General features: G+C 39.0%; 24 protein-coding genes and 1 tRNA gene. 22 read left to right on the plus strand and 3 right to left on the minus strand.

All coding sequences use genetic code 11. The features are described 5' to 3' along the window. Nucleotides 1-76: 76 nt before the first annotated feature. The 13 genes from EV694_RS06530 to EV694_RS06590 all read left to right on the plus strand — a co-directional run bounded on the left by EV694_RS06530 (nucleotide 77) and on the right by EV694_RS06590 (nucleotide 11,623). Nucleotides 77-949 carry an AraC family transcriptional regulator gene (locus tag EV694_RS06530; RefSeq protein WP_165865506.1) on the plus strand — a complete coding sequence of 291 codons (873 nt, stop codon included), beginning with the start codon at nucleotides 77-79 and terminating at the stop codon, nucleotides 947-949. A gap of 90 nt (nucleotides 950-1,039) precedes the next feature. Further along, nucleotides 1,040-1,486 carry an FMN-binding protein MioC gene (mioC, locus tag EV694_RS06535; RefSeq protein WP_132690708.1) on the plus strand — a complete coding sequence of 149 codons (447 nt, stop codon included), beginning with the start codon at nucleotides 1,040-1,042 and terminating at the stop codon, nucleotides 1,484-1,486. A gap of 459 nt (nucleotides 1,487-1,945) precedes the next feature. Further along, nucleotides 1,946-3,835 carry a tRNA uridine-5-carboxymethylaminomethyl(34) synthesis enzyme MnmG gene (gene mnmG / locus EV694_RS06540; protein WP_132690710.1) on the plus strand — a complete coding sequence of 630 codons (1,890 nt, stop codon included), beginning with the start codon at nucleotides 1,946-1,948 and terminating at the stop codon, nucleotides 3,833-3,835. A 7-nt stretch (nucleotides 3,836-3,842) separates the two neighbouring features. Next, complete coding sequence (gene rsmG, locus EV694_RS06545) at nucleotides 3,843-4,469, plus strand: 16S rRNA (guanine(527)-N(7))-methyltransferase RsmG (protein ID WP_132690712.1); 627 nt, start codon at nucleotides 3,843-3,845, stop codon at nucleotides 4,467-4,469. A 170-nt stretch (nucleotides 4,470-4,639) separates the two neighbouring features. Continuing rightward, entirely contained in the window at nucleotides 4,640-5,041 is a 402-nt protein-coding gene (locus tag EV694_RS06550; protein ID WP_132690714.1) for an ATP synthase subunit I, read from the plus strand. A gap of 24 nt (nucleotides 5,042-5,065) precedes the next feature. Further along, on the plus strand, nucleotides 5,066-5,866 hold the full coding sequence (atpB, locus tag EV694_RS06555) for a F0F1 ATP synthase subunit A (RefSeq protein ID WP_132690716.1): 801 nt from the start codon (nucleotides 5,066-5,068) through the stop codon (nucleotides 5,864-5,866). Between the two features lie 91 nt (nucleotides 5,867-5,957). Beyond that, on the plus strand, nucleotides 5,958-6,212 hold the full coding sequence (gene atpE, locus EV694_RS06560) for a F0F1 ATP synthase subunit C (RefSeq protein WP_132690718.1): 255 nt from the start codon (nucleotides 5,958-5,960) through the stop codon (nucleotides 6,210-6,212). 87 nt (nucleotides 6,213-6,299) lie between these two features. Beyond that, nucleotides 6,300-6,770 (plus strand): F0F1 ATP synthase subunit B, encoded by a 471-nt coding sequence (gene atpF / locus EV694_RS06565; protein WP_132690720.1) that lies wholly within the window; start codon nucleotides 6,300-6,302, stop codon nucleotides 6,768-6,770. A 12-nt stretch (nucleotides 6,771-6,782) separates the two neighbouring features. Next, nucleotides 6,783-7,316 carry a F0F1 ATP synthase subunit delta gene (gene atpH / locus EV694_RS06570; protein WP_132690722.1) on the plus strand — a complete coding sequence of 178 codons (534 nt, stop codon included), beginning with the start codon at nucleotides 6,783-6,785 and terminating at the stop codon, nucleotides 7,314-7,316. A 12-nt stretch (nucleotides 7,317-7,328) separates the two neighbouring features. Then, nucleotides 7,329-8,870, plus strand: a complete 1,542-nt coding sequence (gene atpA, locus EV694_RS06575; RefSeq protein WP_132690724.1) for a F0F1 ATP synthase subunit alpha — start codon at nucleotides 7,329-7,331, stop codon at nucleotides 8,868-8,870. A gap of 21 nt (nucleotides 8,871-8,891) precedes the next feature. Further along, nucleotides 8,892-9,761: a F0F1 ATP synthase subunit gamma gene (gene atpG / locus EV694_RS06580; RefSeq protein ID WP_132690726.1), complete on the plus strand. Its 870-nt coding sequence runs from the start codon at nucleotides 8,892-8,894 to the stop codon at nucleotides 9,759-9,761. Between the two features lie 19 nt (nucleotides 9,762-9,780). Then, nucleotides 9,781-11,154: a F0F1 ATP synthase subunit beta gene (gene atpD / locus EV694_RS06585; protein ID WP_132690728.1), complete on the plus strand. Its 1,374-nt coding sequence runs from the start codon at nucleotides 9,781-9,783 to the stop codon at nucleotides 11,152-11,154. Between the two features lie 40 nt (nucleotides 11,155-11,194). Further along, entirely contained in the window at nucleotides 11,195-11,623 is a 429-nt protein-coding gene (locus EV694_RS06590) for a F0F1 ATP synthase subunit epsilon (RefSeq protein WP_132690730.1), read from the plus strand. Nucleotides 11,624-11,711: 88 nt separating this feature from the next. On the opposite strand, the gene EV694_RS10900 is transcribed toward EV694_RS06590, so the two are convergent. After that, nucleotides 11,712-11,806: transfer RNA gene (locus EV694_RS10900), tRNA-Sec, on the minus strand. A gap of 231 nt (nucleotides 11,807-12,037) precedes the next feature. Here EV694_RS10900 and selA point away from each other — a divergent pair. Together selA and selB are read left to right on the plus strand one after the other, a co-directional pair. After that, complete coding sequence (gene selA, locus EV694_RS06595; RefSeq protein ID WP_132690732.1) at nucleotides 12,038-13,423, plus strand: L-seryl-tRNA(Sec) selenium transferase; 1,386 nt, start codon at nucleotides 12,038-12,040, stop codon at nucleotides 13,421-13,423. Between the two features lie 13 nt (nucleotides 13,424-13,436). After that, nucleotides 13,437-15,293, plus strand: a complete 1,857-nt coding sequence (gene selB, locus EV694_RS06600) for a selenocysteine-specific translation elongation factor (protein WP_132690734.1) — start codon at nucleotides 13,437-13,439, stop codon at nucleotides 15,291-15,293. On the opposite strand, the gene EV694_RS06605 is transcribed toward selB, so the two are convergent. Then, nucleotides 15,294-15,842 (minus strand): TetR/AcrR family transcriptional regulator, encoded by a 549-nt coding sequence (locus EV694_RS06605; RefSeq protein WP_132690736.1) that lies wholly within the window; start codon nucleotides 15,840-15,842, stop codon nucleotides 15,294-15,296. A 147-nt stretch (nucleotides 15,843-15,989) separates the two neighbouring features. Here EV694_RS06605 and EV694_RS06610 point away from each other — a divergent pair, with 147 nt between their 5' ends. Genes EV694_RS06610 through EV694_RS06625 form a run of 4 tightly spaced genes read left to right on the plus strand, consistent with a single transcriptional unit; the run spans nucleotide 15,990 to nucleotide 22,289 of the window. Then, entirely contained in the window at nucleotides 15,990-16,946 is a 957-nt protein-coding gene (locus EV694_RS06610) for an HlyD family secretion protein (protein ID WP_132690738.1), read from the plus strand. A 40-nt stretch (nucleotides 16,947-16,986) separates the two neighbouring features. Beyond that, a complete protein-coding gene (rbbA, locus tag EV694_RS06615; RefSeq protein WP_132690740.1) occupies nucleotides 16,987-19,737 on the plus strand; it encodes a ribosome-associated ATPase/putative transporter RbbA in 2,751 nt (916 codons plus the stop codon). After that, entirely contained in the window at nucleotides 19,738-20,862 is a 1,125-nt protein-coding gene (locus tag EV694_RS06620) for an ABC transporter permease (protein ID WP_132690742.1), read from the plus strand. 8 nt (nucleotides 20,863-20,870) lie between these two features. Then, a complete protein-coding gene (locus tag EV694_RS06625; protein ID WP_132690744.1) occupies nucleotides 20,871-22,289 on the plus strand; it encodes an efflux transporter outer membrane subunit in 1,419 nt (472 codons plus the stop codon). A 29-nt stretch (nucleotides 22,290-22,318) separates the two neighbouring features. On the opposite strand, the gene EV694_RS06630 is transcribed toward EV694_RS06625, so the two are convergent. Then, nucleotides 22,319-22,705 (minus strand): helix-turn-helix domain-containing protein, encoded by a 387-nt coding sequence (locus EV694_RS06630; RefSeq protein ID WP_132690746.1) that lies wholly within the window; start codon nucleotides 22,703-22,705, stop codon nucleotides 22,319-22,321. A gap of 162 nt (nucleotides 22,706-22,867) precedes the next feature. Between EV694_RS06630 and EV694_RS06635 the strand changes: the two genes are divergently transcribed. The 3 genes from EV694_RS06635 (at nucleotide 22,868) to EV694_RS06645 (ending at nucleotide 25,612) form a co-directional block, all read left to right on the plus strand. Next, nucleotides 22,868-23,401 carry an opacity family porin gene (locus EV694_RS06635; protein ID WP_132690748.1) on the plus strand — a complete coding sequence of 178 codons (534 nt, stop codon included), beginning with the start codon at nucleotides 22,868-22,870 and terminating at the stop codon, nucleotides 23,399-23,401. Nucleotides 23,402-23,450: 49 nt separating this feature from the next. Beyond that, entirely contained in the window at nucleotides 23,451-23,897 is a 447-nt protein-coding gene (locus EV694_RS06640) for a DUF2846 domain-containing protein (RefSeq protein ID WP_132690750.1), read from the plus strand. Between the two features lie 158 nt (nucleotides 23,898-24,055). After that, entirely contained in the window at nucleotides 24,056-25,612 is a 1,557-nt protein-coding gene (locus tag EV694_RS06645) for an ABC transporter substrate-binding protein (protein WP_132690752.1), read from the plus strand. Nucleotides 25,613-25,688: the final 76 nt, after the last annotated feature.

The following is a 25,688-nucleotide window of genomic DNA, read 5'->3' on the forward strand; positions in this document are numbered from 1 at the left end:
TGAACGATTGACAATATTATGCCAGCGTGTTTTGATACAAAACAGTCTATTTCAACCCTAAAAAATGCGATTTTATATGCCTATTGCCACCTTTATTCAGCGTTTAGATTTACAAACAGAAATTGATGTCTTTTGCCAACTTGCCAAAGGCTTTGATTTTCCCCATGCGCCCCAAGCCAACAGCTTATTTTTTCATTTGATGTTACAAGGAAAATGCCAATTACATAACGCACAAGGGCAATCTTATCCGCTAAAAACAGGGGATTTTTGCCTCTGGCTCGGCAACGAAGCCCATCGCCTAAGCAGTCAAGGCAAAGCACCAAGCATTCACGAGCATTTTCATCATCTCCGCCATCGCCAATCAGGGCAAGAAATCGCCATTCTTTGCGGACGCTTTCTCGCCAACAACCCAGCCGCCGCCACCCTACTCAACCTTTTTCCCAAACCACTTATTGTCTCCCTCGCCAAACAACCCAATTTGCACGCACTGGCACAACTGATTTATCAAGAAGCCAGCCAACCGCAAGCAGGCAGTCAAAAAGTCATCAGCGACCTCAGCCAACTGCTGCTGTTATTTGCCCTACGTCAGCCCCCAACCCAATCGCTACACCCCTATCTGCCCTTATTTGGCGACAAACACCTTGCGCCCGCCCTCTACGCCCTGCTTGCCAATCCCCGCAAACATTACACCATAGACGAACTGGCAAACCTCGCCCATTGCTCAAGACAAGCCTTTAACCGCCGTTTTCACCAACTCAGCGGCATGAACCTGCAAACCTTTTATTTACACCTACGCCTATCCCTTGCCAGCCAACTGCTCAAAGCACAACAACTCAGCGTCGCCGCCACCGCCGAAGCCATCGGCTATCAATCGCTTTCTACCTTTAACAGCATTTTCAAAAAATATATGGGCTGTAGCCCTGCGGTGTATAAGAGGGGAAATGAGTAAAAAGGGCGGTCTGTTTTGCAAAAATTTTTTTAAAATAGACCGCACTTTTGTTATATTGCCTTTAATTTCAGCACAATATAAGGAAACAATATGAAACCTCAAATTTGTCTTATTACAGGTAGCACCTTGGGCGGTGCAGAATATGTGGCAGAACATCTCGAACAACTATTACAACAACAATGTTGGCAAACTGAGATGTTGCATGGGGCAAATTATGATGAAGTGATTGAACAACCTTTATGGTTAGTGGTTACCTCAACCCATGGGGCTGGCGAAATTCCTGAAAATCTTAATCCTTTATTTGAGCAAATTCAGCAAAGTGAAGTGGATCTTAGTGAATTAAAATTTGCAGTAGTCGGACTTGGAAGTTCGGATTATGATACCTTTTGTTTTGCCGTTGATAAGGTTGAGAATATTCTACAAGATAAGGGAGCAAAATTGCTTTGTCCTTCATTGCGTATTGATGTGGTTAATGAGTTCGATCATGATCAATGTGCTGAAGATTGGTTACCTTGTTTTACCCAGCAACTGGTTTAATTTCCCCTCAACCGGAAACAAAGCTGATCTAAGATCGGCTTTTTTTGTAGAAATAAAAAACAGTTAGTACTGTGGATAACTTTATAAAAACCCTGTAAAAAACTTGTTTTTAGCCAAATAATAACTTTTTCATTAAAATTCAATGTGGATAACTTCTAAGGTTATCCACAATAAATTATTTTTACTTGGAAAAGATCTTAACAATGATCAAAATGATCTAACTTCTTTATTTTATTCAAAAAAAGGATCTTATTCACAAGGATCCAAAGATCTAATAATCAGAATAATAAGATCTTTATAGATAAATAAAGATCTATTAATAATGAGCTTAGCCTTTTTAACAAGATCCTTTTCAATAAAAGATATAATCTACTTTTAAGCTCAACCAATTTTCAGTAGAATAGCCGCCAATTATTTGTTATCTATTGAAGATCGAAATTGTCGATCAAAAAGGTTTTTATGTTTTATACGGAAAAATATGATGTCATTGTGATTGGTGGCGGACACGCTGGTACAGAAGCGGCCCTTGCCCCAGCAAGAATGGGATTAAAAACCCTGTTACTTACCCATAATATTGATACCTTAGGGCAAATGTCCTGTAATCCTGCTATTGGTGGTATTGGTAAAGGGCATTTGGTCAAAGAAATTGATGCTATGGGCGGATTAATGGCAACGGCCACTGACCAAGCTGGGATCCAATTTCGTACCCTAAATAGTTCTAAAGGCCCAGCCGTAAGAGCGACAAGAGCTCAAGCGGATCGTGTACTTTATCGTCAAGCGGTTCGTGTAGCTTTAGAAAATCAAGCCAAATTGGATCTTTTTCAGCAAGAAGTAATTGATATTATTTTAGAACAGGATCGGGTTGCGGGCGTAGTAACCAAAATGGGCTTAAAATTTCAGGCTAAAGCGGTGATCCTAACCGCAGGTACTTTTTTAGCGGGTAAGATCCATATTGGGTTAGAAAACTATACAGGGGGACGAGCTGGGGATCCTGCCTCAAGTTTATTGGCGGATCGGTTAAGAGATCTTAATTTGCGTGTTGATCGTTTAAAAACAGGAACACCGCCTCGCTTAGATGCTCGTACCATTAATTTTGATGTGCTTGCTAAACAATTTGGCGATGAGGTTTTGCCTGTTTTTTCTTTTATGGGATCCGTAGATCAACACCCTCGCCAGATCCCTTGTTATATTACCCATACTAATGATCAAACCCATGAGGTGATCCGTCAGAATTTGGATCGTAGCCCAATGTACACAGGGATCATCGAGGGGATCGGTCCGCGTTATTGTCCGTCTATTGAAGATAAAGTAATGCGTTTTGCTGAACGCAATGCTCATCAGATTTACCTTGAACCTGAGGGCTTAACCAGTAACGAAGTTTACCCAAATGGGATTTCTACTAGCCTGCCTTTTGATGTACAAATGAAAATCGTCAATTCAATGAAAGGGCTAGAAAATACGCGTATTGTTAAACCAGGTTATGCTATTGAATATGATTATTTTGATCCGAGAGATTTAAAACCGACTCTTGAAACCAAAGCGATCCAAGGTTTATTCTTTGCGGGGCAAATTAATGGTACAACAGGGTATGAAGAGGCGGCGGCACAAGGATTATTAGCTGGCATTAATGCTGGCTTACAAGTTCAACAAAAAGAGGCTTGGTATCCACGTCGTGATCAGGCATATATTGGGGTATTGGTTGATGACCTTTGTACTTTAGGGACAAAAGAACCTTATCGTGTATTTACTTCAAGAGCAGAATACCGTTTATTATTGCGTGAAGATAATGCGGATATGCGTTTAACCCCGATTGCTCATCAATTAGGTTTAATTGATGAACAACGTTGGGCGAGATTTAATCAAAAAATGGAAAATATTGAACGCGAAAGACAGCGTTTGCGTAGTATTTGGTTGCATCCGCGTAGTGAGTATTTAGCGGAAGCCAATGCCATTTTAGGTTCGCCATTGGTGCGTGAAGCAAGTGGCGAGGATTTGTTACGCCGTCCAGAAATTTCTTATGCAAAATTGACCGCACTTACCCCTTATCAACCGCCATTAGCGGATAACGAAGCCGCGGAACAAGTGGAAATTGCCATTAAGTATCAAGGTTATATTGAACATCAATTAGAAGAAATTGAAAAACAAAAACGCCACGAAAATACCGCAATTCCTGCCAGCTTTGATTATGCCAGTGTGGCGGGGTTATCTAATGAAGTACGCAGTAAATTGGAACAGCATCGCCCTGTGTCCATTGGGCAAGCGAGCCGTATTTCAGGGGTAACGCCTGCAGCGATTTCCATTTTGTTGGTTTATTTGAAAAAACAAGGGATGTTGAAACGGGGTGAATAAGCAAAGTATGACAACAGCATTAGCGGAAAAATTAAATTTATTGTTAAAACAGACCGCACTTTCGATAACCGATCAACAAAAACAACAGCTTGTTAAGTTGGTGCTATTATTGGTGAAATGGAATAAAGCCTATAATTTAACTTCTGTGCGTGATCCGATGGAAATGTTGGTTAAGCATATTTTGGATAGTTTAGTGGTTAGCCCTTACTTACAAGGACAGCGGTTTATTGATGTAGGCACAGGCCCCGGCTTGCCCGGTTTGCCTTTAGCCATTGTTAATCCTGATAAACACTTTGTTTTATTAGATAGTTTGGGCAAGCGTATTAGTTTTATTCGTAATGCCATTCGTGAACTTGGCTTGAATAATGTTGAAACCGTTCTAAGCCGAGTGGAAGTTTATCAACCCGATCACCAATTTGATGGGGTATTGAGTCGCGCTTTCGCTAGCTTGAAGGATATGGTGGATTGGTGTCATCATTTGCCAGCTCCAAATGGGAAATTTTATGCGTTAAAAGGGCAATATCACCAACAAGAAGTGGAACAGCTTGATCCTATGATGAAAATTGAGCAAGTGATTCCCTTGCAAGTACCAGAATTAAGGGCTGAGCGTCATTTGATTTTGCTTAACAAATGATCATTTTTACACTTTAAGGTTAATTTCAATTTTGCTTATTAATAAAAATGTTAAATTTTTTCCAGAAATGTTAAGTAGTTAACACTTTTTTTGTATTTAACAGTTGAATAACCGCAAGAGTAACGTATAATTCGGAAGTATTTGTAAGGATAAGTTAAAGCGAATAAAGAATGTCTAGGGTGCTAGGAAATACAAGGGCTTTATACGGAAAGGTCATCATCATTGAAGCCATTTTACTGAGCGTATTTTCTTTATTATTAACCCTTTATCAACAACATTACGGCATTTCTTTTTTATTTGGTGCAATTTCAAGTGTTATCCCACAAGTATTATTAATAGGTTTTGTTTTTTTTCGCGAAAAATCACAATATTTAACCAATAAAACCACCGCACTTTATCAAGGTGAAGGGGTAAAATTTTTATTCACTATTCTTATTATTGCATTAGTGTTTATTTTTTATAAAAAAATTCATTTTGTTTATTTTTTTATTGGGTTTATTGTTTTTTTGATTTTAAATGTGGCATTACCTATGATTTTGCTGATAAAACAGCAGAGAAACCCTATTAGTTAATTTATTTTATAGGATAAATTTATTATGGCAGCTCATTCATCAGAATTAACCGCGACTGGCTATATTCAGCACCATTTGCAATTTCTTGCCTCAGGAGATTCTTTCTGGTCTGTTCATCTTGATTCGCTTTTCTTTAGTGTGATTTCTGGTCTTATTTTTCTTACGCTTTTTTATAAAGTCGCTAAAAAATCCACCAGTGGCGTACCGGGTAAATTACAATGTTTTGTTGAAATGATTGTCGAATGGGTTGATGGTATTGTCAGAGAAAATTTCCATGGGCCGCGTCATGCTGTTGCTCCCTTAGCCTTAACCATCTTCTGCTGGGTTTTTATTATGAATTTAATCGATCTTGTACCAGTCGATTATTTACCTGAAACGGCAAAAATGACAGGCATTGATTATTTACGGGCGGTACCGACAGCGGATATTAGCATTACCTTGTCGTTAGGGATTGGTGTCTTTTTCTTAATTATTTACTACACAATTAAATCTAAAGGGGTAAAAGGTTTTGTTAAAGAATATACCCTTCATCCTTTTAATCATCCTTTATTAATTCCTGTTAATTTATTACTTGAAACTGTTACCTTATTAGCAAAACCGATTTCATTGGCTTTCCGTTTATTTGGTAATATGTATGCTGGTGAACTTGTTTTTGTGTTAATCGCGGTTATTTATGGTGCGAATGGATTAATTGCGATGTTAGGTGTTCCTTTACATTTAATTTGGGCGATTTTCCATATTTTAGTGATTACCTTACAAGCCTTTATTTTTATGATGTTGACAGTGGTTTATTTAAGTATTGCTTATAACAAAGCAGAACATTAATTAAAAATAGGGATTAATATTCTTTTATTATTACTTTGTTTAACTTAACCCTAGCGTTTAGCTAGATTCTTTAAACCTTACGGAGAAAACTATGGAAACTGTAATTTCTACAACAATCATTGCTTCTGCTATTTTACTTGCTTTAGCGGCTTTTGGTACGGCGATTGGCTTTGCACTATTAGGTGGCAAATTTTTAGAGTCTTCAGCTCGTCAACCTGAATTAGCAAGTAGCTTGCAAACAAAAATGTTTATTATTGCAGGTTTATTAGATGCGATTTCTATGATTGCAGTAGGTATTTCTTTACTTTTCATCTTCGCAAATCCATTTATTGGTTTATTACAATAAAAGAGAGTTGGACTTACCATTAATCATTTAAATTAGCTTATTTTGTCATCTATGCTAATAAGCTAATCCCAACTCGAGGAGGTCGTTGTGAATTTAAATGCAACATTAATTTGGCAAACAGTCGCTTTTGTCTTATTCGTACTTTTTTGTATGAAATACGTTTGGCCACCAATTATTAAAGCTATTGAAGAACGTCAGGCAAAAATTGCTGATGCTTTAGCTTCTGCGGAAGCGGCTAAAAAAGAACAAGCTGATAGCAAAAAATTGGTTGAACAAGAATTAGCTCAAGCGAAAACCCAAGCTCAAGAGATTGTTGATTTAGCCAATAAACGCCGTAATGAAATTTTAGAGGAAGTCAAAGCGGAAGCTGAGCAACTTAAAGCTAAAATTATTGCACAAGGTTACGCTGAGGTTGAATCTGAGCGTAAGCGAGTACAAGAAGAATTACGCGTTAAAGTGGCTTCTTTAGCTGTCGCGGGTGCAGAAAAAATTGTTGGTCGCACCATTGATGAAGCGGCAAATAATGACATTATTGATAAACTTGTTGCGGATTTATAGAAGGAAAAGCCTATGTCGGAATTAACAACTATAGCTCGTCCTTATGCAAAAGCGGTGTTTGATTTTGCCCTTGAAAAGCAAACATTGGAAAAATGGACAGTGATGTTGAATTTTATGGCCGAATTGGTTAAACAACCTGAACTGCAATTACTTTTATCTGGTGTAAATTCTGCCCAAAAAACAGCAGAAACCTTGATCAATCTTTGTGATGATCAGCTTGATCAATATGGACAAAACCTTATTCAGTTAATGGCTGAAAATCATCGTTTAATGTTACTTCCTACCGTATTTCAGCAATTCTTATCTTATGTGGCTGAATATCAATCTATTAAAGAAGTAAAAGTCATTTCTGCTCAACCATTAACCCAAGCTCAACAACAAAAAATTGCTCAAGCAATGGAAAAGAAACTGGCGGCTAAAGTGAAATTAAATTGTAGCGTAGATAAGGAATTAATCGCTGGGGCGATTATTCGTACGGATGATATGGTGATTGATGGCAGTAGCCGAGGTCAATTAAACCGTCTGGCAAATGCGTTGCAATTATAAGAGGAACAAAAAATGCAACTCAATTCAACAGAAATTAGTGAACTGATTAAAAAACGAATTGCCCAATTTGATATTGAGAATGAACCTCGCAATACAGGGACAATCGTTTCAGTGAGCGATGGAATTATTCATATCCATGGCTTAAGTGATGTAATGCAAGGCGAAATGATTGCATTACCGGGAAATAAATATGCAATAGCTTTAAACTTAGAGCGTGATTCCGTTGGTGCTGTGGTGATGGGGCCTTATACGGATTTAGCTGAAGGTATGGAAGTACAATGTACTGGCCGTATTCTTGAAGTGCCTGTCGGTCGAGGTTTGTTAGGGCGTGTGGTAAATACCTTAGGACAACCTATAGATGGTAAAGGTGAAATTGAAAATGATGGTTTTTCACCTATTGAAGTGATTGCACCAGGGGTTATTGATCGTAAATCGGTAGATCAACCTGTACAAACAGGGTATAAAGCAGTGGATTCTATGGTGCCAATTGGACGTGGTCAACGTGAGTTAATTATCGGTGACCGTCAAACAGGGAAAACCGCTTTAGCCATTGATGCAATTATTAATCAAAAAGACTCTGGCATTAAATGTATTTATGTGGCTATTGGACAAAAGGCTTCTACTATTGCTAATGTAGTGCGTAAATTAGAAGAACATGGTGCATTACAAAATACCATTGTGGTAGTGGCTTCTGCCTCTGAATCTGCGGCGTTACAATATTTAGCCCCTTATGCGGGTTGTGCTATGGGCGAATATTTCCGTGATCGCGGTGAAGATGCGTTAATTGTTTATGATGATTTATCTAAACAGGCTGTGGCTTATCGTCAAATTTCGCTTTTATTGCGTCGTCCACCAGGTCGTGAAGCATTCCCAGGCGATGTATTCTATTTACACTCTCGTTTATTAGAGCGTGCTTCTCGTGTGAATGAAGATTATGTTGAGCGTTTTACCCAAGGTAAAGTAACAGGTAAAACAGGATCATTAACTGCACTACCTATTATTGAAACCCAAGCGGGGGACGTTTCTGCTTTCGTACCAACTAACGTGATTTCGATTACTGATGGACAAATTTTCCTTGAATCTAATTTGTTTAACTCGGGGATTCGTCCTGCGGTAAACCCAGGTATTTCGGTTTCTCGGGTAGGTGGTGCCGCACAAACAAAAGTAATAAAAAAATTAGCTGGGGGTATTCGTACCGCATTAGCACAATATCGTGAACTTGCGGCTTTTGCTCAGTTTGCTTCAGATCTTGATGATGCAACGCGTAAACAGTTATCTCATGGACAAAAAGTAACAGAATTATTGAAACAAAAACAATATTCTCCACTTTCTGTGGCACAACAAGCATTAGTATTATTTGCTGTTGAGTTTGGCTATCTTGATGATGTTGAATTAGATCGCATTGCTTCTTTTGAGCAGAATTTATTAGAATTTGCTCAGGCAAATTATGCTGAATTTATGGCTGAATTAACCCAAACTGGTAATTATAATGATGAAATCAAAAATACTTTACAAGGTATTTTAGATAAATTCAAAACAAGCAGTTCTTGGTAATTCAACTAACGGAGAAAGAAAATGGCAGGCGCAAAAGAAATAAGAACCAAAATTTCCAGTGTGCAAAGTACTCAAAAGATTACTAAGGCAATGGAAATGGTTGCTGCTTCTAAAATGCGTAAAACTCAGGATAGAATGTCCTTATCACGTCCTTATTCTGAGGCGATACGCAAAGTCATCAGCCATATATCAAAAGCTAATGTTGATTATAAACATCCGTTTTTACAGGAACGAGAAATTAAACGTGTTGCGGTTTTGGTAGTTTCTACTGATCGTGGATTATGTGGTGGACTGAATATTAATTTATTTAAGACCGCACTTAATCAAATTAAAGAATGGAATGATAATAATATTGATACCGTTTTAGGCTTAGTGGGTGCTAAAGGGATTAATTTTTTCCATTCGTTAGGTTTAGAGATTAAAGCGCAGCATTCTGGTATGGGCGATAACCCTTCCTTAGAAGAGTTAATTGGTATTGCAAATCGATTATTTGAGGCTTATCGAGAAGGCAAAATAGATGCGATCTATATTGCTTATAATAAGTTTATTAATACCATGTCGCAAAAACCTATACTACAAAAGCTCGTTCCCTTGCCAGAATTAGAAACAGATAATTTAGGCGAAGTAACACAAACTTGGGATTATTTATACGAACCTGATGCGAAAACATTATTGGATAGCTTATTGGTAAGGTATTTAGAATCGCAAGTTTATCAAGCGGTAGTCGAAAACTTGGCTTCTGAGCAAGCAGCGCGAATGGTAGCGATGAAAGCGGCGACAGATAATGCAACTAATTTAATCAAAGAATTACAATTAGTGTATAACAAAGCACGTCAAGCAAGTATTACAAATGAATTAAATGAAATTGTTGCAGGTGCAGCAGCAATTTAGGTCAATTAGAGGAACGGTAATGGCAACTGGAAAAATTGTACAAATCATCGGTGCGGTTATTGACGTTGAATTTCCACAAGATGCAGTACCAAAAGTATATGATGCCCTTAATGTAGAAACAGGCTTAGTGCTTGAAGTTCAGCAACAATTAGGCGGCGGGGTTGTTCGTTGTATCGCAATGGGATCATCGGACGGTTTAAAACGTGGTTTATCGGTTACAGATACGAAAAAACCGATTTCTGTTCCAGTAGGAACAAAAACCTTAGGACGCATAATGAATGTATTAGGCGAACCTATTGATGAAAAAGGCGAAATTGGTGCAGAAGAAAGTTGGTCAATTCATCGTGCGCCACCGAGTTATGAAGAACAATCTAATAGTACAGAATTATTAGAAACAGGTATCAAGGTTATTGATTTAATTTGCCCGTTTGCAAAAGGGGGTAAAGTTGGTTTGTTTGGTGGTGCTGGAGTAGGAAAAACCGTTAATATGATGGAGTTAATCCGTAATATTGCCATTGAACACTCAGGTTATTCTGTGTTTGCAGGGGTAGGTGAGCGTACCCGTGAAGGTAATGACTTCTATCATGAAATGACGGATTCTAACGTCTTAGATAAAGTTTCTCTTGTCTATGGACAAATGAATGAACCACCAGGTAACCGTCTGCGTGTGGCTTTAACAGGATTAACCATGGCGGAAAAATTCCGTGATGAAGGACGAGATGTTTTATTTTTCGTGGATAATATTTATCGTTATACCTTAGCGGGAACAGAAGTATCCGCTTTATTAGGTCGTATGCCTTCAGCGGTAGGTTATCAACCAACTTTAGCTGAGGAAATGGGGGTATTACAAGAACGTATTACTTCAACCAAAACAGGCTCTATTACCTCTGTACAAGCGGTTTATGTACCAGCCGATGACTTAACAGACCCGTCACCAGCTACAACCTTTGCTCACTTAGATTCAACAGTGGTTTTAAGCCGTCAAATTGCTTCTTTAGGGATTTACCCAGCGGTTGACCCACTTGATTCTACTTCAAGACAGCTTGATCCATTAGTGGTCGGGGAAGAACATTATAATGTTGCTCGTGGTGTACAAGGTATCTTACAACGTTATAAAGAGTTGAAAGATATTATTGCCATTCTTGGTATGGACGAACTTTCTGAAGAAGATAAGTTAGTGGTTGCTCGTGCGAGAAAAATCGAACGTTTCTTATCACAGCCTTTCTTTGTGGCAGAAGTCTTTACAGGTTCACCGGGTAAATATGTGTCATTGAAAGATACAATTCGTGGTTTCAAAGGTATTTTAGATGGTGAATATGACCATATTCCAGAGCAAGCGTTCTATATGGTTGGTTCTATTGAAGAAGTGCTAGAAAAAGCGAAAAAAATGTAATCACTTCAAGTGTTAAATAGAAAACTTGAAGGAGAATAAAATGACAACAGTAACATTAACAGTAGTCAGTGCAGAACAAAGCATTTTTAGCGGAGAAGTAAAACGTATTCAGGTAACGGGAAGTGAAGGGGAATTAGGTATTTTACCTGGGCATATTCCTTTACTTACCGCAATAAAACCGGGTATTGTTAAGATTGTACTTGAGAATGACCAAGAAGAAGTTATCTATGTTTCTGGTGGTTTTTTAGAAGTACAACCCAATGTTGTTACCGTACTTGCTGATGTGGCTATTCGAGGAAAAGAGCTTGATGGTGATCGTATTTTAGAGGCTAAACGTAAAGCCGAACAAAATATTGTTGCTGCAGCAAAAGATGCAAATTATGAAATCCTTGCCTCTAAACTATCCAAAGAATTAGCAAAATTACGCGCTTACGAACTTACCGAAAAACTGGTTAAAAATAAACGTTAATTCTAAAAAAACCACCGAAAGGTGGTTTTTTCTTATGGTAAATATAATGATTTTATTCGGTGTAATATCAATATGTGGGGAAATTATCTGGCGGAAGGCCATGGGAGTTGAACCCACCCAAGACTGCTGGCAGCCTTAACAGGATTTGAAGTCCTGCCGCATCACCGGATACGACGACCTTCCTTTTAACGAACTTGTGAACTTTAACTGAAAAAAAGGTAACTTGCAATAAAATCTCGGCGTATATTGGTAATCAGTCCATTTGGGCTTATTATATAGTTGTCCCATTTTAGAAATGATATTGCGTTGGTACGTCTCGCTGTACTATTTGTACTGTCTTCGACATACCGCCTTGTCTCATTTTAAATTGAAATGACTAATAGTCGCCCTATTTGAAAATAAAAAAGGATAACAATGAAAAAATTGTTTCAACATTTACCCTCGGTGGATAAGTTATTAAAAACCACAAGAGGACAGCAACTTAATGAACAATTTGGGCATAGTGCTATGGTGCGTGTTTGCCGAGAATTATTGCAACAAGCACGACAACAAATAAAATTTTCGCAAAAGCTACCGCACTTTTGTGCTGATGAGCAAGTATTCTTACAGGCAGTGGCAGATAAATTGCAACACAGTCAGCAAGTTAAAATCCAAGTCGTGCATAATCTCACAGGGACGGTATTACATACCAATTTAGGGCGGGCATTATGGTCAGAAGCAGCACAGCAGGCAGGGCTTAATGCGATGCGTAATAATGTGGCGCTGGAATATGATTTGCAAGCAGGGCAACGTAGTCATCGTGATAATTATATTAGTGAGTTACTTTGTCAGCTTACGGGAGCAGAAGCGGCTTGTGTAGTGAATAATAATGCAGCGGCAGTGTTGCTGATGTTAGCCGTATTAGGGAAGGACAAGCAGGTCATTATCTCTCGAGGTGAGTTGATTGAAATTGGTGGGGCATTTCGTATCCCTGATATTATGCAACAGGCAGGTTGTCAGTTACGGGAAGTAGGGACAACCAACCGCACTCACTTAAGTGATTATGCAAAAGCTATCAATGAGGATACCGCTTTGTTGATGAAAGTCCATAGTAGCAATTATCAAATTTGTGGTTTTACGGCGGCGGTCGATGAACAGCAATTAGTGGCATTGGCTAAATCCTATAATTTGCCCGTTATCAGTGATTTAGGCAGTGGGGCATTGATCGATTTACGTCAATATGGTTTACCTTATGAACCTACAGTGCAAGAAAAAATTGCCCAAGGGGTTGATTTAGTGAGTTTTTCTGGGGATAAATTATTAGGTGGTGTTCAAGCGGGAATTATTGTGGGCAAGAAAGCCTTGATTGATCAATTACAGGCACATCCGCTTAAACGTGTATTGCGTTGCGATAAAGTGATTTTGGCAGGATTAGAAGCCACCTTAAGACTTTATTTACAACCAGAAAAATTATTGGAAAGGTTACCAACTTTAACCCGATTAACGGTATCTGACCAATTATTAAACGAACAAGCACAACAGTTAAAAGTGCGGTTAGAAAAACAATTAAATTCTGAATATTCATTAAATATTGAACCAAATTCAGCCCAAATCGGCAGTGGTTCGCAGCCAATGGCACGCATTCCTTCTGTGGCGGTAACCATTCAAGGCAAACATTTAACACATCTAATGGCACATTTTAAATCTTTACCCGAGCCGATTATTGGTCGCTTAGAACAAGATAAAATTTGGCTTGATCTGCGTAGCGTGGCAGATTTGCAAGGATTATTAAATAGCGTTGAAAACATAAATATAAATTAGTGGGAACAGTATAATGATTATTGTTACTTCAGGTCATGTAGATCATGGTAAAACTGCATTATTACAAGCATTAACAGGCACAAATACCGCACATTTACCCGAAGAAAAAAAACGAGGAATGACCATCGATTTAGGTTATGCTTATTTGCCAGTGGCGGATAAGGTGCTTGGTTTTATTGATGTGCCGGGGCATGAAAAATTTCTGGCGAATATGTTGGCAGGACTAGGTGGCATTGATTATGCCATGCTAGTGGTGGCAAGCGATGAGGGGATTCAGCCACAAACCCAAGAACATCTTACCATTTTAACTTTATTGCAAATTGAGCAAATTATGGTGGTGATTAGCAAAGCGGATCGTGCTGATGATAATCAAATCGCACAATTAAAAAACCAATTAAAGCAAAATTACCCTGTTTTAGCCCATAGCCCCATTTTTGTTACCTCAGCTCACACAGGACAAGGCATTGCTCAACTGAGAGATTATTTACAACATCTTTCTTACCAAGGGCAAATTGAGAAACCTTTTCGTTACGCCATTGATCGTGTATTTAGCCTCAAAGGGGCAGGAACAGTGGTAACAGGAACAGCTTTTGCGGGGAGCGTATCGGTTAATGATGAACTTTATCTTTCTACTGGACAAAAAATAAGAATAAAAAATATTCACGCCCAAAATCAACCGAGCCAACAAGGATTGGCAGGACAACGTTTAGCTTTAAATCTCCATATTGATTTAGATCGCTACCCTATTCAGCGTGGCGACTGGTTATTTTGCCGCCCTGGCTCAGCGACGGAACGTATTACAATTTGGCTTAATAGCCAAGAGAATTTAACAGAAAGCCAACCTGTGCATCTTTATCATGCGGCAACCAAAACCACCGCCCGTTTAAATTTATTAACCCACAAACAACTCAGCAGCCAACAACAGGGCTTAGCAGAATTAATCCTCGATACCCCTTTATTTTTAGCCTATGGCGATAAATTAATTTTGCGTAGTGGGGATGCCAAAAAAGTGATTGCAGGGGCAAAAGTCGTGGAAATTGATTCGCCTAAACGTTATAAACGACAAGAAGAGCGGTTGAATTATTTAAAATTTTTAATTCAAGCAGCGAACGCCGCACAACGAATAGGGTTATATTTACAATCTCAAGCACGTTCTTTTCAACAGCTTTGTTGGATTGAACAATTAACCACACAACAATTACAACAGATTTTACAGCAAAACGGCGATATACATTTTCAAGATTGGTGTTTTAATTCACATTTTATGCAACAACAAAAAACGCATTTGCTTAATGCCTTACAAAATTATCATCAACAACACCCAGATCAACTTGGGCTAGGCAAAGCACGCCTCTATCGCATTGCCTGTTTAGGACAGCCAGAAAAATTAATTTATCATTTTATTGAGCAAATGTTACAACAAGGTCAGCTCCAACAACATCGAGGTTGGCTACATTTGCCCGAACACAAATTGCAATTTTCCCCCGATGAATACCAATTATGGCAGCAAGTATTTCAATTATTTGAGGAAAAAGAAGGGCAGGCATTATGGGTAAGAGAAGTTGCAACGAAATTAGCCATAGAAGAAACCCAAATGCGAAATTTTATGTATAAAGCAGGAAAATTGGGTTATTTAACCGCCGTCGTCAAAGACCGTTTTTTTCTCACCGAACATATTTATTATTATGCTGGTTTTATTAAACAAATTATTGCTGAACAGGGCAGTATTAGTGTCAACCAGCTACGAGATAAGCTAGGCTTTGGGCGTAAATTAACCGTACAATTAATGGAATATTATGACCGAATCGGCTTTTTAAGACGCAAGGGCAATCAACATTTATTGCGTGATCAGGATATTTTTGATTTTTAATTATTCTAATAATCGATTAAAAACAAATTGTATATTCTTCAGTAATTCTGGTGGATAGGAAAGCGTATCTTGTTCAATAATATAATTTGTTACAGCCAACGAAATTGAGGCAAAAATATGAGCCTGAAAGGTAATATTCGCATCATTAGGTTGGCTTTTTTTGTATTCCTCAATATATTTTTCTTTAATGATTTGATAAATATCCTGTTTTAGATGGATTTTAGGAGTATTAATTTTCCAAAGTAATTTAAGCTCTTGTCTAAAATTCGCAAGCACTGTAGCCATATATTGTGCAAATTCATAGGAAGAGGAAGAAAAACGTTTCTCTAATATGGGCAGAAATATTTGTTGTTTAAATTCATCGATGACTTGGGTTGCTAAGGCATTTTTATTGAGGTAATGCTTATAAAAGGTCGTACGATTAATTTCAGCTAAATCAATAATATGTTGTACGGTAATATCCTCAAAGTTCTTTTTGTCTAATAGCTGACGAAAAGCATTTTTAATATTGCGTTGGGTTTTAATGATCCGAATATCCGTTTTTTCCATTTTTATTCCATTCTTTTAAAGTGAAATAACCAACATTTTAATTTATTTTGTTGCTTAAGCAATATTTTATTGTTTATTGATGATTGAAGATAAAAACAACATTATTTACACTGAATGAGATTTTTTATCTCTAAACAGGAAACGCTAATGAAAAAACTCATTTTAATTGTGTTATTGGTGATAATTGGTGCTGGTGTCGTATATTGGTTAGTCAACCGTAATGCAGATGATTTACCCCCAGGCATTTCAGCTATGAACGGACGTTTAACCGTAGAACGTATTGATGTTGCAAGCCTTTATGCGGGGAGAGTGGAACAAGTTTATGTAGATGAGGGCGAGAATGTTGAGAAAGATCAGCCTTTGGTTCGCTTATCTGATAGTCAAGTGATGGCAAAGTTGGCTCAGGCTCAAGCTGGGAAAAAACAAGCGGAGCAGGCGGTAGAAAGAGCCAACGCACAGGAGCTTGCTCGTCAGCAGCAGCTTGATGTGGCGAAGTTAGAATGGACGAATGCCCAACAATTACGCAAGGATAAATTAATTTCCAGTACGGAGTTAGAACGTCGTGAAGCAGCTTATCAAGCGGCACAGGCGGAACTCTCTGGGGCAAAGGCGGCGAAAGCTGAGGCGGAGGCTTATGTTTTACAAGCGCAGGCACAAATTGATGAGGTGGCGGATATTCATCAGGATTTGATCATTAAATCACCATTGGCGGGACGGGTTGAATATCGTTTAGTGGAAATGGGTAATGTGATTGGAGCAGGGGCGAAAGTGGTCAGCCTTTTAGATTTAGAAGATGTTTATATCAATATTTTCTTACCAGCTCCCATTTCTAATCAGGTCAAATTAAATGATGATGCACGTATTTTGGTGGACGGTATGGATAAAGCCTTTCCTGCTAAGGTGGTTTATGTGGCGGCTAATGCGCAATTTACGCCAAAATCCGTAGAAACGGCGGAAGAGCGGACAAAATTGATGTTTAAAATTAAATTGCAAATTCCACGCGAGGTGGTGCAACAACATTCGTCTTTATTAAAAGGGGGAATGACGGCGATGGGCTATGTGAAGTATCAGGCTGAAGCGGAGTGGCCTGAAACATTGCGATAATGTGTTTAATCAATAAGCCTTTGAAAGAAGTAGGAAAGCGATGGTAGAACAGCAAAAAATGGCGGTTGATGTGTCTGGTGTCAGTCATCATTATGGCGACACGCAAGCATTAGATGAAATCAGTTTGAGCATACCTCAAGGCATAACGGTGGGGTTAATTGGCCCTGATGGTGTGGGAAAATCCACATTGTTGTCTTTAATTGCTGGGGTAAAAATTTTACAATCTGGTGAAATTCGTGTATTTGATCAAGATATTGCCCAAACCGCACAACGAGAAAGCCTTTCACACAAAATTGCTTTTATGCCACAAGGTTTAGGCAAAAATCTTTATCCGACGTTATCCATTACCGAAAATATTGAATTTCATGCCCGTTTATTTGGTTTACCTGCCGAGCAACGTCAACAACGTATTCAACGTTTATTAGCGGCAACAGGATTAGCTCCGTTTGCGGATAGAGCGGCGGGTAAATTATCAGGCGGAATGAAACAAAAATTAAGTTTATGTTGTGCCTTAATTCATCATCCTGATTTATTGATTTTAGATGAACCGACTACTGGGGTTGATCCCCTTTCTCGCCGTCAATTTTGGCAGTTGGTTGATGATTTACGCCAAGAATCGCCCAATATGACGGTGATGGTGGCAACCGCCTATATTGATGAGGCGGAGGGGTTTGAATATTTATTGGCGATGGACGATGGCAAATTAATCGCCAATGATTTCACGAAAAAAGTGATGGCTGAAACCCAATGCGATACTTTGGAGCAGGCTTATATTAGGCTATTGCCTAAGGAAAAACGTGGGGCTGAGGACGGCTTAACCATTCCGCCCTTTAAGCCTGATCCCAATGAACCCCCAGCGATTGAGGCGGAAGGCTTAACCAAAAAATTTGGCGATTTTGTTTCAGTAGATAATGTGAGTTTTACCATTCCACGTGGCGAGATTTTTGGCTTTTTGGGGTCAAATGGTTGTGGTAAATCCACCACAATGAAAATGCTAACAGGGCTATTAGAACCCACTTCTGGCACCGCGCAATTATTAGGGCAACCTATTGATGCAAGCGATATTGAAACTCGTAAAAAAGTGGGTTATATGTCGCAAGCCTTTTCCCTTTATGAGGAATTAACGGTACGACAAAATTTAGAACTGCACGCCAAGTTGTATCAAATTGATAAAACACAATGGAATGACTATGTTGAACGGGCAATGGCACAATTTCATTTGACTAAATTAGCTGATGTTACCCCTGTTTCCTTATCCTTAGGCGTGCGTCAACGTTTACAGCTGGCCGCCGCTTGTTTACATCAGCCCGAAGTATTAATTTTAGATGAGCCCACTTCTGGTGTTGATCCTGCGGCACGAGATATGTTTTGGCAATATTTAATCAAGCTCTCTCGTGAGGAAAAAATCACGATTTTTATTACGACCCACTTTATGAACGAGGCGGCTCGTTGTGATCGCATTTCCTTTATGCATCGAGGCAAAGTATTAGGCGTAGGCACACCAGAAGCATTACGCAAAGCAAAAAAGGCGGAAACATTAGAAGAAGCCTTTATTACTTATCTTGAAGAACAAGATGATGAAACCACCGCCATGCCAAGTAAAGAGGAAAGAAAAAAAGCCGCCGAACAACAAGGTGAACTTTCCCCTGTTACTCAAGGTTTTTGGGCATGGTTAGCCATTGTTTGGACTTTTGCCTTAAGAGAAGGAAGGGAGTTATTGCGTGATAAAATCCGTCTCTTTTTTGCCATTGGTGGACCGACAATATTGTTATTAGCCATGGCGTCTAGCATCTCTTTTGATATTAATCCGATGAAGTTTGCGGTATTAGATTTTGATCACAGTAGCGAAAGCCAAAAGCTGATCGAGCATTTTGAGGGGTCAAGGTATTTTATTCATGTGGCAACCCTTTATCAACCCGATGAAGTCAATAGGGTATTGCAAAGCAGTGAGGCAAAAATGGTGCTAGAAATCCCTGCCGACTTTGGCAAAAATTTGCTCAAGGGTGAACAACCTGCCATTGGGATTTTTATTGATGGTGCGTTTCCCTCAACCGCCGAAAATCTCAAAAACTCTGCTAATGGTGTGATTGCCCAATATCTCAATGACTATTTACAACAGCAGGGGATAAATTCTTTTCAGGCAGCCTCTGATATTTTAGCCACACGTTTTGTTTATAATCAGGATTTTAAAAGTATTTTTGCGATGACGCCGGGGGTCATTATGCTCGCCATGTTAATGATTCCCTCCATTATGACCGCGTTAGGCGTGGTGCGAGAAAAAGAAATTGGCTCTATTATGAACCTTTATGGTTCGCCAGCCAGTAAACTACAATTTCTCTTGGGAAAACAACTTCCTTATGTGGCATTGGCTTTTATCAGCTATCTTGTCTTAGTGTTAGTGGCAATGTTTATTTTTGGTGTTCCTATTAAAGGCTCGGCGTGGGCGATGTTTCTGGGGGCATTAATGGTTATTTTTGCCTCAACAGGCTTTGGTTTATTGGTGTCTTGTTTTGTGAAATCACAAATTGCCGCCTTATTCGCCACCGCTATTATTATGATGGTACCGACCATGAATTTCTCAGGCATGATGTATCCCACTGCCAATTTAGATACTCATGTGTATCTTATTGCTCATCTTTTCCCGGGGGCTTGGTTTCAGTTAATTAGCTTAGGGGGCTTTACCAAAGGACTTGGCTTTGCGGACTTTATCAACAGCTATCTTGCCCTCTTGACAATTTATACGGTGTATCTTGTGCTTGCCACGCAATTTCTGAAGAAACAGGAGAAATAAATGTTACGTTGGTTTAAAAATGTTGGCTATTTATCCAGCAAAGAGTTACGCAGTTTATTTTCTGATCCTGTGCTATTGGTGTTAATTGTTTATATGTTTTCAGTGGCATTGATTACCATTGCCAATATGCCCACAACGGAAATGAAAAATGGCTCAGTGGCGGTGGTGGATTTAGATCGTTCCAATTTATCCTATCAGTTACGCGACAGCTTAATTGAACCCAGTTTTAAAGCGGTAGAAGAAATTGAACTTAGCCAAATCGATCGCGCGATGGATCAAGGCAAATATACCTTTGTGCTGACCATACCTGCCAATTATGAAAAAAATATCTTATTGGGACAATCGCCACAAATACAACTGCTGGTTGATGCCACTGCAATGACCCAAGCAGGTATTGGCGCCGCTTATATTAGTCAAATTTTTGCGGACGAGCTTCGCCAATTTTTAGGACAATCCGCAAGCGCGCTGCCAGTGGAAGTGGTGAGCAATGTGCTTTACAACCCCAATTATTCCAGTAAATGGCTAATGGGGACAATGACTATCGTTGGCAATTCCACGCTGTTGGTATTATTGCTGGTCGGGGCAGCGGTCATTCGTGAGCGTGAGCGAGGCACCATTGAACATTTACTGGTGATGCCCGTCAATGCCAGTGAAATCGCCGTCTCAAAAATTGTTGCCAATGGCTTAGCCTTACTTTGCGTTGCCATTCTCTCACTGATATTTATTATTAAAGGCGTACTTGCCGTCCCTATTCATAACCATTCAATCCCCTTATTTGCCATAGGATTTATCACCTTTTTATTTTCTATTTCATCATTAGGGATATTATTAGCCATTATCGCCCCCACCATGCCACAATTTGGCTTATTATGTGTGCCTACTTATCTTGTGCTATACCTCTTATCAGGGGCAAATTCCCCCATTGAAAATATGCCTGAACTGGTGCAAAAACTCACCCAGTTTTCACCCACCACCATTTTTGCCGCCTATACGCAAGATGTGCTCTTTCGTGATGCAGGCATACAATATGTATGGCAAAAATTATTACAAATGGCGGCATTAGGTGGCGGTTTTCTCGCCCTTGCCCTTATTCAATTTAAAACCATGCTTTCTCGACAAGGATAAAAAATATTATGAAAAAAAATCTAAAACTGACCGCACTTGCTTGTGCATTTATTCTGCTAAACGGTTGCAGCCAAACCCAACTGGAATTATCCTCTAAAATAGAAATCCCTACGGCATTTAGCCAACAGCAAGCAGGGCAAAGCCAGCAAAATATCCAACAATGGTGGCAAAACTGGCAAGATCCCCAGCTAAACCGCCTCATAGAACAAGGGCTTAAACATAACCTCGATCTTGCCCTCGCCAAAGCAAGGCTGGCTGAAGCCCAAGCACAAAGCCGCATGGCAAATGCCGAATTAGGTGCAAATGTGGGTGTCAGCGGAACAGCAGGCATAGGCTATAACAATCTAGATACAGGCATCATCAACCCAGACAGCAGCCGCAGCCACGCTCTCTTTGGCGGATTGACCGCCAGTTGGGAACCCGACTTCTTTGGACAAAAACGCAGCGATCGTGATGCCGCCGCAGCCGTTGTCTTAAGTTATCAACAACAAGTTTATGCCGCCCAACTACTCATCACAGCCCAAATCGCCGAAAGCTATTTCACCATCTACGCCATAGAACAACAGCAAAGCCTATTAAAACAACAAATTAACGCCCTACAACAATTACAACGTTACCTCACAGGACGTTTTCAAGCAGGGCAAATCAACGCCTATGAACAACAAGAAGTGGCAAAACAAATCAGTGGCGCACAAGCCCAACAAGCCACCTTACAAGCACAACGAGACAGCATACAACGCCAACTCGCCACACTCACAGGACAATCACCACAACAATTCCGCCTAACCACACAAGGCAACCCCCTTGTGAACCTACCCGCCATACCCACAGGACAACTGCCCGCAGAAGTGCTAGCACGCCGCCCAGACCTCTCCGCCAACGCCCAACAAATACAAGCGGCAGCGGCAAAACTTGCCAGTGCCAAAGCCGACCTCTTGCCACGCTTTGACCTACAATTCTTAGGACAAGGCGGACGCATAGACGTAAACAACGACCTCTCCTATTTATCAGGCATCGGCAGCTTCCTCAGCCTTGGCATACAACTCCCCCTCTTTACCAACGGACGAATCCAAGCCAATATTGACGCCAGCGATGCCCGCTTACAACAAGCCCTAATCCAATACGATAAAACCCTCCTAACCGCCCTCGCAGAAGTGGATAACGCCTACCAACAACAATACGCCTTACGCCAACAAAATCAAAAACTTAACCAAGCACTACAACAAGCACAACAACAAAGCAAAGACGCAAAACGCCTATTCCAATACGGCGATCAAACCTTTAACAACACCATCTCCGCCCAACTTTCCGTATTACATTACCAGCAACAACTCATTCAATCACAACTAGAAACCGCCAAAAGTTTACTGGGATTATATAAAGCCTTAGGAGGAGGGTGGTTGGAAGAGGGGGGCAATGGAAAATAAAAAAAGTGCGGTAGTTTTTACCGCACTTTTTATTTTTTCTCTAATAACTGAATAATTTTCTGCAAGGATTTAATTTCTTTTTGCTGTTGTGCTAAAAGTTCATCTTTGTGAGCAATAACCAATTTTAATTTCTCATTTTCAAAGGCAAGCGAGTCATTGGCATTGTTATAATTGGTATAAATATAATCACTATTTTCATTCATACAAAAGACAACGCCTTTTTGAGAATCGATCAAATCTACTATATCAATATTAAAAATTTGGGCAATTTGTACCAATTTATCATAATGTAATTTCGTTTCTCCTCGTTCTAATTTTGCATAACCACTTAATGACATATTCATACGATTTGCCATTTCTTCTTGCGAAAGATGATGTAGCTCTCGAAACATTCTAATTTTTTCTTTTAATTCCATTTTACCCTCACAAATAGAACAATTTTAATGATGAAATCGGTATGTTATACGCCTTATTTGATACTAGTGGATATATTTAAACAAATTTACAATATCATCACCTTTAAACCAAGGTATCCAATTATTCTACACATTTAACTAATTTTATAAAGAGGTGTTATTATGAAAAAATTATTTGTTATCGCAGCATTAGCAGCATTACCTTTAACTGTAAGTGCCAAAGGTTTTTATGTACAAGGGGATTTAGGCGTCTCTAATTTACATATTATTGATACCGAAGATAACGATCTTCCAAATAAAGCAGTGTTTACTCAACGTATCAGCGTAGGTTACGACTTTGAGCGTTTCCGTATTGCGGTGGATTATACCAATTTTGGTAAAGCTAAGTTTGATGATTATGATGTAAGTTTTAAAATTCAATCTTTTGGGGTTAGCGGTTTTTACGATTTCCGTAATAGTTCCAGATTTACCCCTTATGTTGGTGCAAGAGTCGGGTATTCTATTGCTAAAATTACTGATTATGATTTTTATTTTTCTGAAACAGAACGTAAAACCAGTGGTAGTATTGGGGTGTTAGGTGGCGTACAAATGAAACTAGCGGACAATCTCGCATTAAATTTAGGGTTAGAATATAATCGCTTAGCCTCCGATTTTGGGCAATTCGGTGGACAAGTGGGTTTACGTTATAATTTCTAATGATATAGAGGTCTGTTTTAAGCAGACCCTTACTTTCTAAGGATTTAATATGAAAAAATTCTTCTCTATATTATTGATTAGCTTATCTTTGTTACTAACAGGTTGTGCGACCACTGTAATGGATAGTGCTGAAAATGATGCGAAAGCTAAACAATTTGAAACACCTAATACAGGTATGTCTGGTATCTATATTTATCGTGATTCTCATTTTGGTGCTGCATTAAAAAAGAACCTATATATTGATGATGATTTTATCGGAGAGTCTGCTCCGAAAGTTTATTTTTATAAACAAGTTAAAGCAGGCCCTCATAAAATTTCTACGGAATCAGAATTTAGTAATAATGATTTAAGTATTCATACTGAATCTGGAAAAAACTATTTTATTCGTCAATATATTAGAATGGGGGTTTTTGTTGGTGGTGCAAATTTAGAACAAGTTTCTGAAGAAAAAGGTAAAAATGCTATTTTCAAATTACGTAGAGCATTAGCAAAATAATATTATGCTAATGTTTTATATATTCAATCAACAATTCAAAAATATAAACACTTATTTTTTATTAAAAAATAATTAATGCATAATGCCCTTTTTTATGCTAGCCTGTTACTCTTTATTAGCCCATAACTTATAAATAATCTAATAGGATTTTTATCATTATGAAAAAAGTATTTTGCACAATTTTAACGGCATTGTTGGTCTTGGTGGGTTGTGATGATCAACGCCAACAAGTTACTGCTACCCTTGAGGATAAAAATATAACGGAGAATAGCGAGCATTTAGTGGTGGTTACGCCTTGGGAAATCACTTCAGCGGATCCAAGTAAATCTGGCTATATTTTTCAACGTTTACAACTGGCGGAGACCTTAGTGGATGTGGAGGACGATGGACGTCTTGTGGGGGGATTAGCTACTGATTGGCAACATAATGATGATGCTTCCGTTTGGGTGTTTAACCTACGTCCTGAGGTAAAATTCCACGATAATACGCCATTAACGGCTGATGATGTGGTTAATAGTTTACAAGTGGCTTTAACTAAGCCAACCGCATTGAAATCAGCATTTATTGAGGAGATTAAAGCCCTTAATCCTTTACAAGTACAAATTACTTTAAAACAAGGATTGGTGTCTTTCCCAGCTTATCTTGCCCATTCGACCACAATTATTTTGGCGAAATCCTCTTTTGATCAGCAACAAAATGTTCATCAAATTATTGGGACAGGTCCTTATCAAGTGGTTAAGATTGAGCCGCCTCAAAAAATAGAACAAATTGCTTTTAAGTCTTATTGGGGCGAGCCGGCTAAAATTGAACGTGTTGATTATTTAGCGAATAGCCGTAGTGAAACACGTACCTTATTAGCACAAAGTAAGCCGAATTATTTGGTGTTTAATCTTGATGCCGCCAGTGTGAATCGGTTACAGCAAGATCCTAATTTATCGGTGCAAACAAAGTCTATTGCTCGCACAATTCAATATAAAGTGAATGTTGCTCACCCTTTATTTGCTGATGTTCAGGTAAGACAGGCTTTAAGTGATGCCATTGATCGACAAGGTATTGCTCAATCGGTATTGCGTATTAAGGAAGGTGTGGCGGATCAAATTTTCCCACCTGCTTTCGCCGATTGGCGTTTAGATGTTGCTTATCAGCAACCTGATTATCGCCAAATACAGCAAAGATTATTGGATTTAGGTTTTCAGCTTAATGAACAAGGGGTATTAGAAAAAGAGGGTAAACCTGTGAAATTTACCTTGCGTACTTTTTCTGATCGTCCAGAATTACCTTTAGTGGCGACAGCGTTACAAAATCAATGGAAACAGCTTGGCATTGATGTGGATGTGTCTATTGGTAATTTCTCAGAAATTCCTGCAGGGCATCAAGATGGCTCATTGGAGATGGCATTATTTGCACGTAATTATGGCATGATCCCAGATCCTATGGCGACTTTACTGACAGATTTCGCACCAGAAGGGGGAGATTGGGGGGTAATGAATTGGCAAAACTCGTCATTAACACAGGCTTTGCAACAGTTACAAACGACCTTTGATCCAAGCCAACAACGAGAGTTAAAACAGCAAATTGCTCAGATTATTTATACAGAACGTCCAATTACGCCAGTTGTGTTTTATCAACAAAATGTGGCATCACATAAAAATTTAAAAGGGTTAGAGCTTGATCCTTTTGAGCGGAGTTTTAACTTAAATAAGTTAAGTTGGTAACTAGCCTATTAGTTTTAATGTTATGATTAGCCCCACGATGATTGTGGGGCTAATTTATAGTTGTTTCAATTTAAAA

The organism is Volucribacter psittacicida, from assembly GCF_004339025.1.
GTDB classification, from domain to species: Bacteria; Pseudomonadota; Gammaproteobacteria; order Enterobacterales; family Pasteurellaceae; genus Volucribacter; species Volucribacter psittacicida.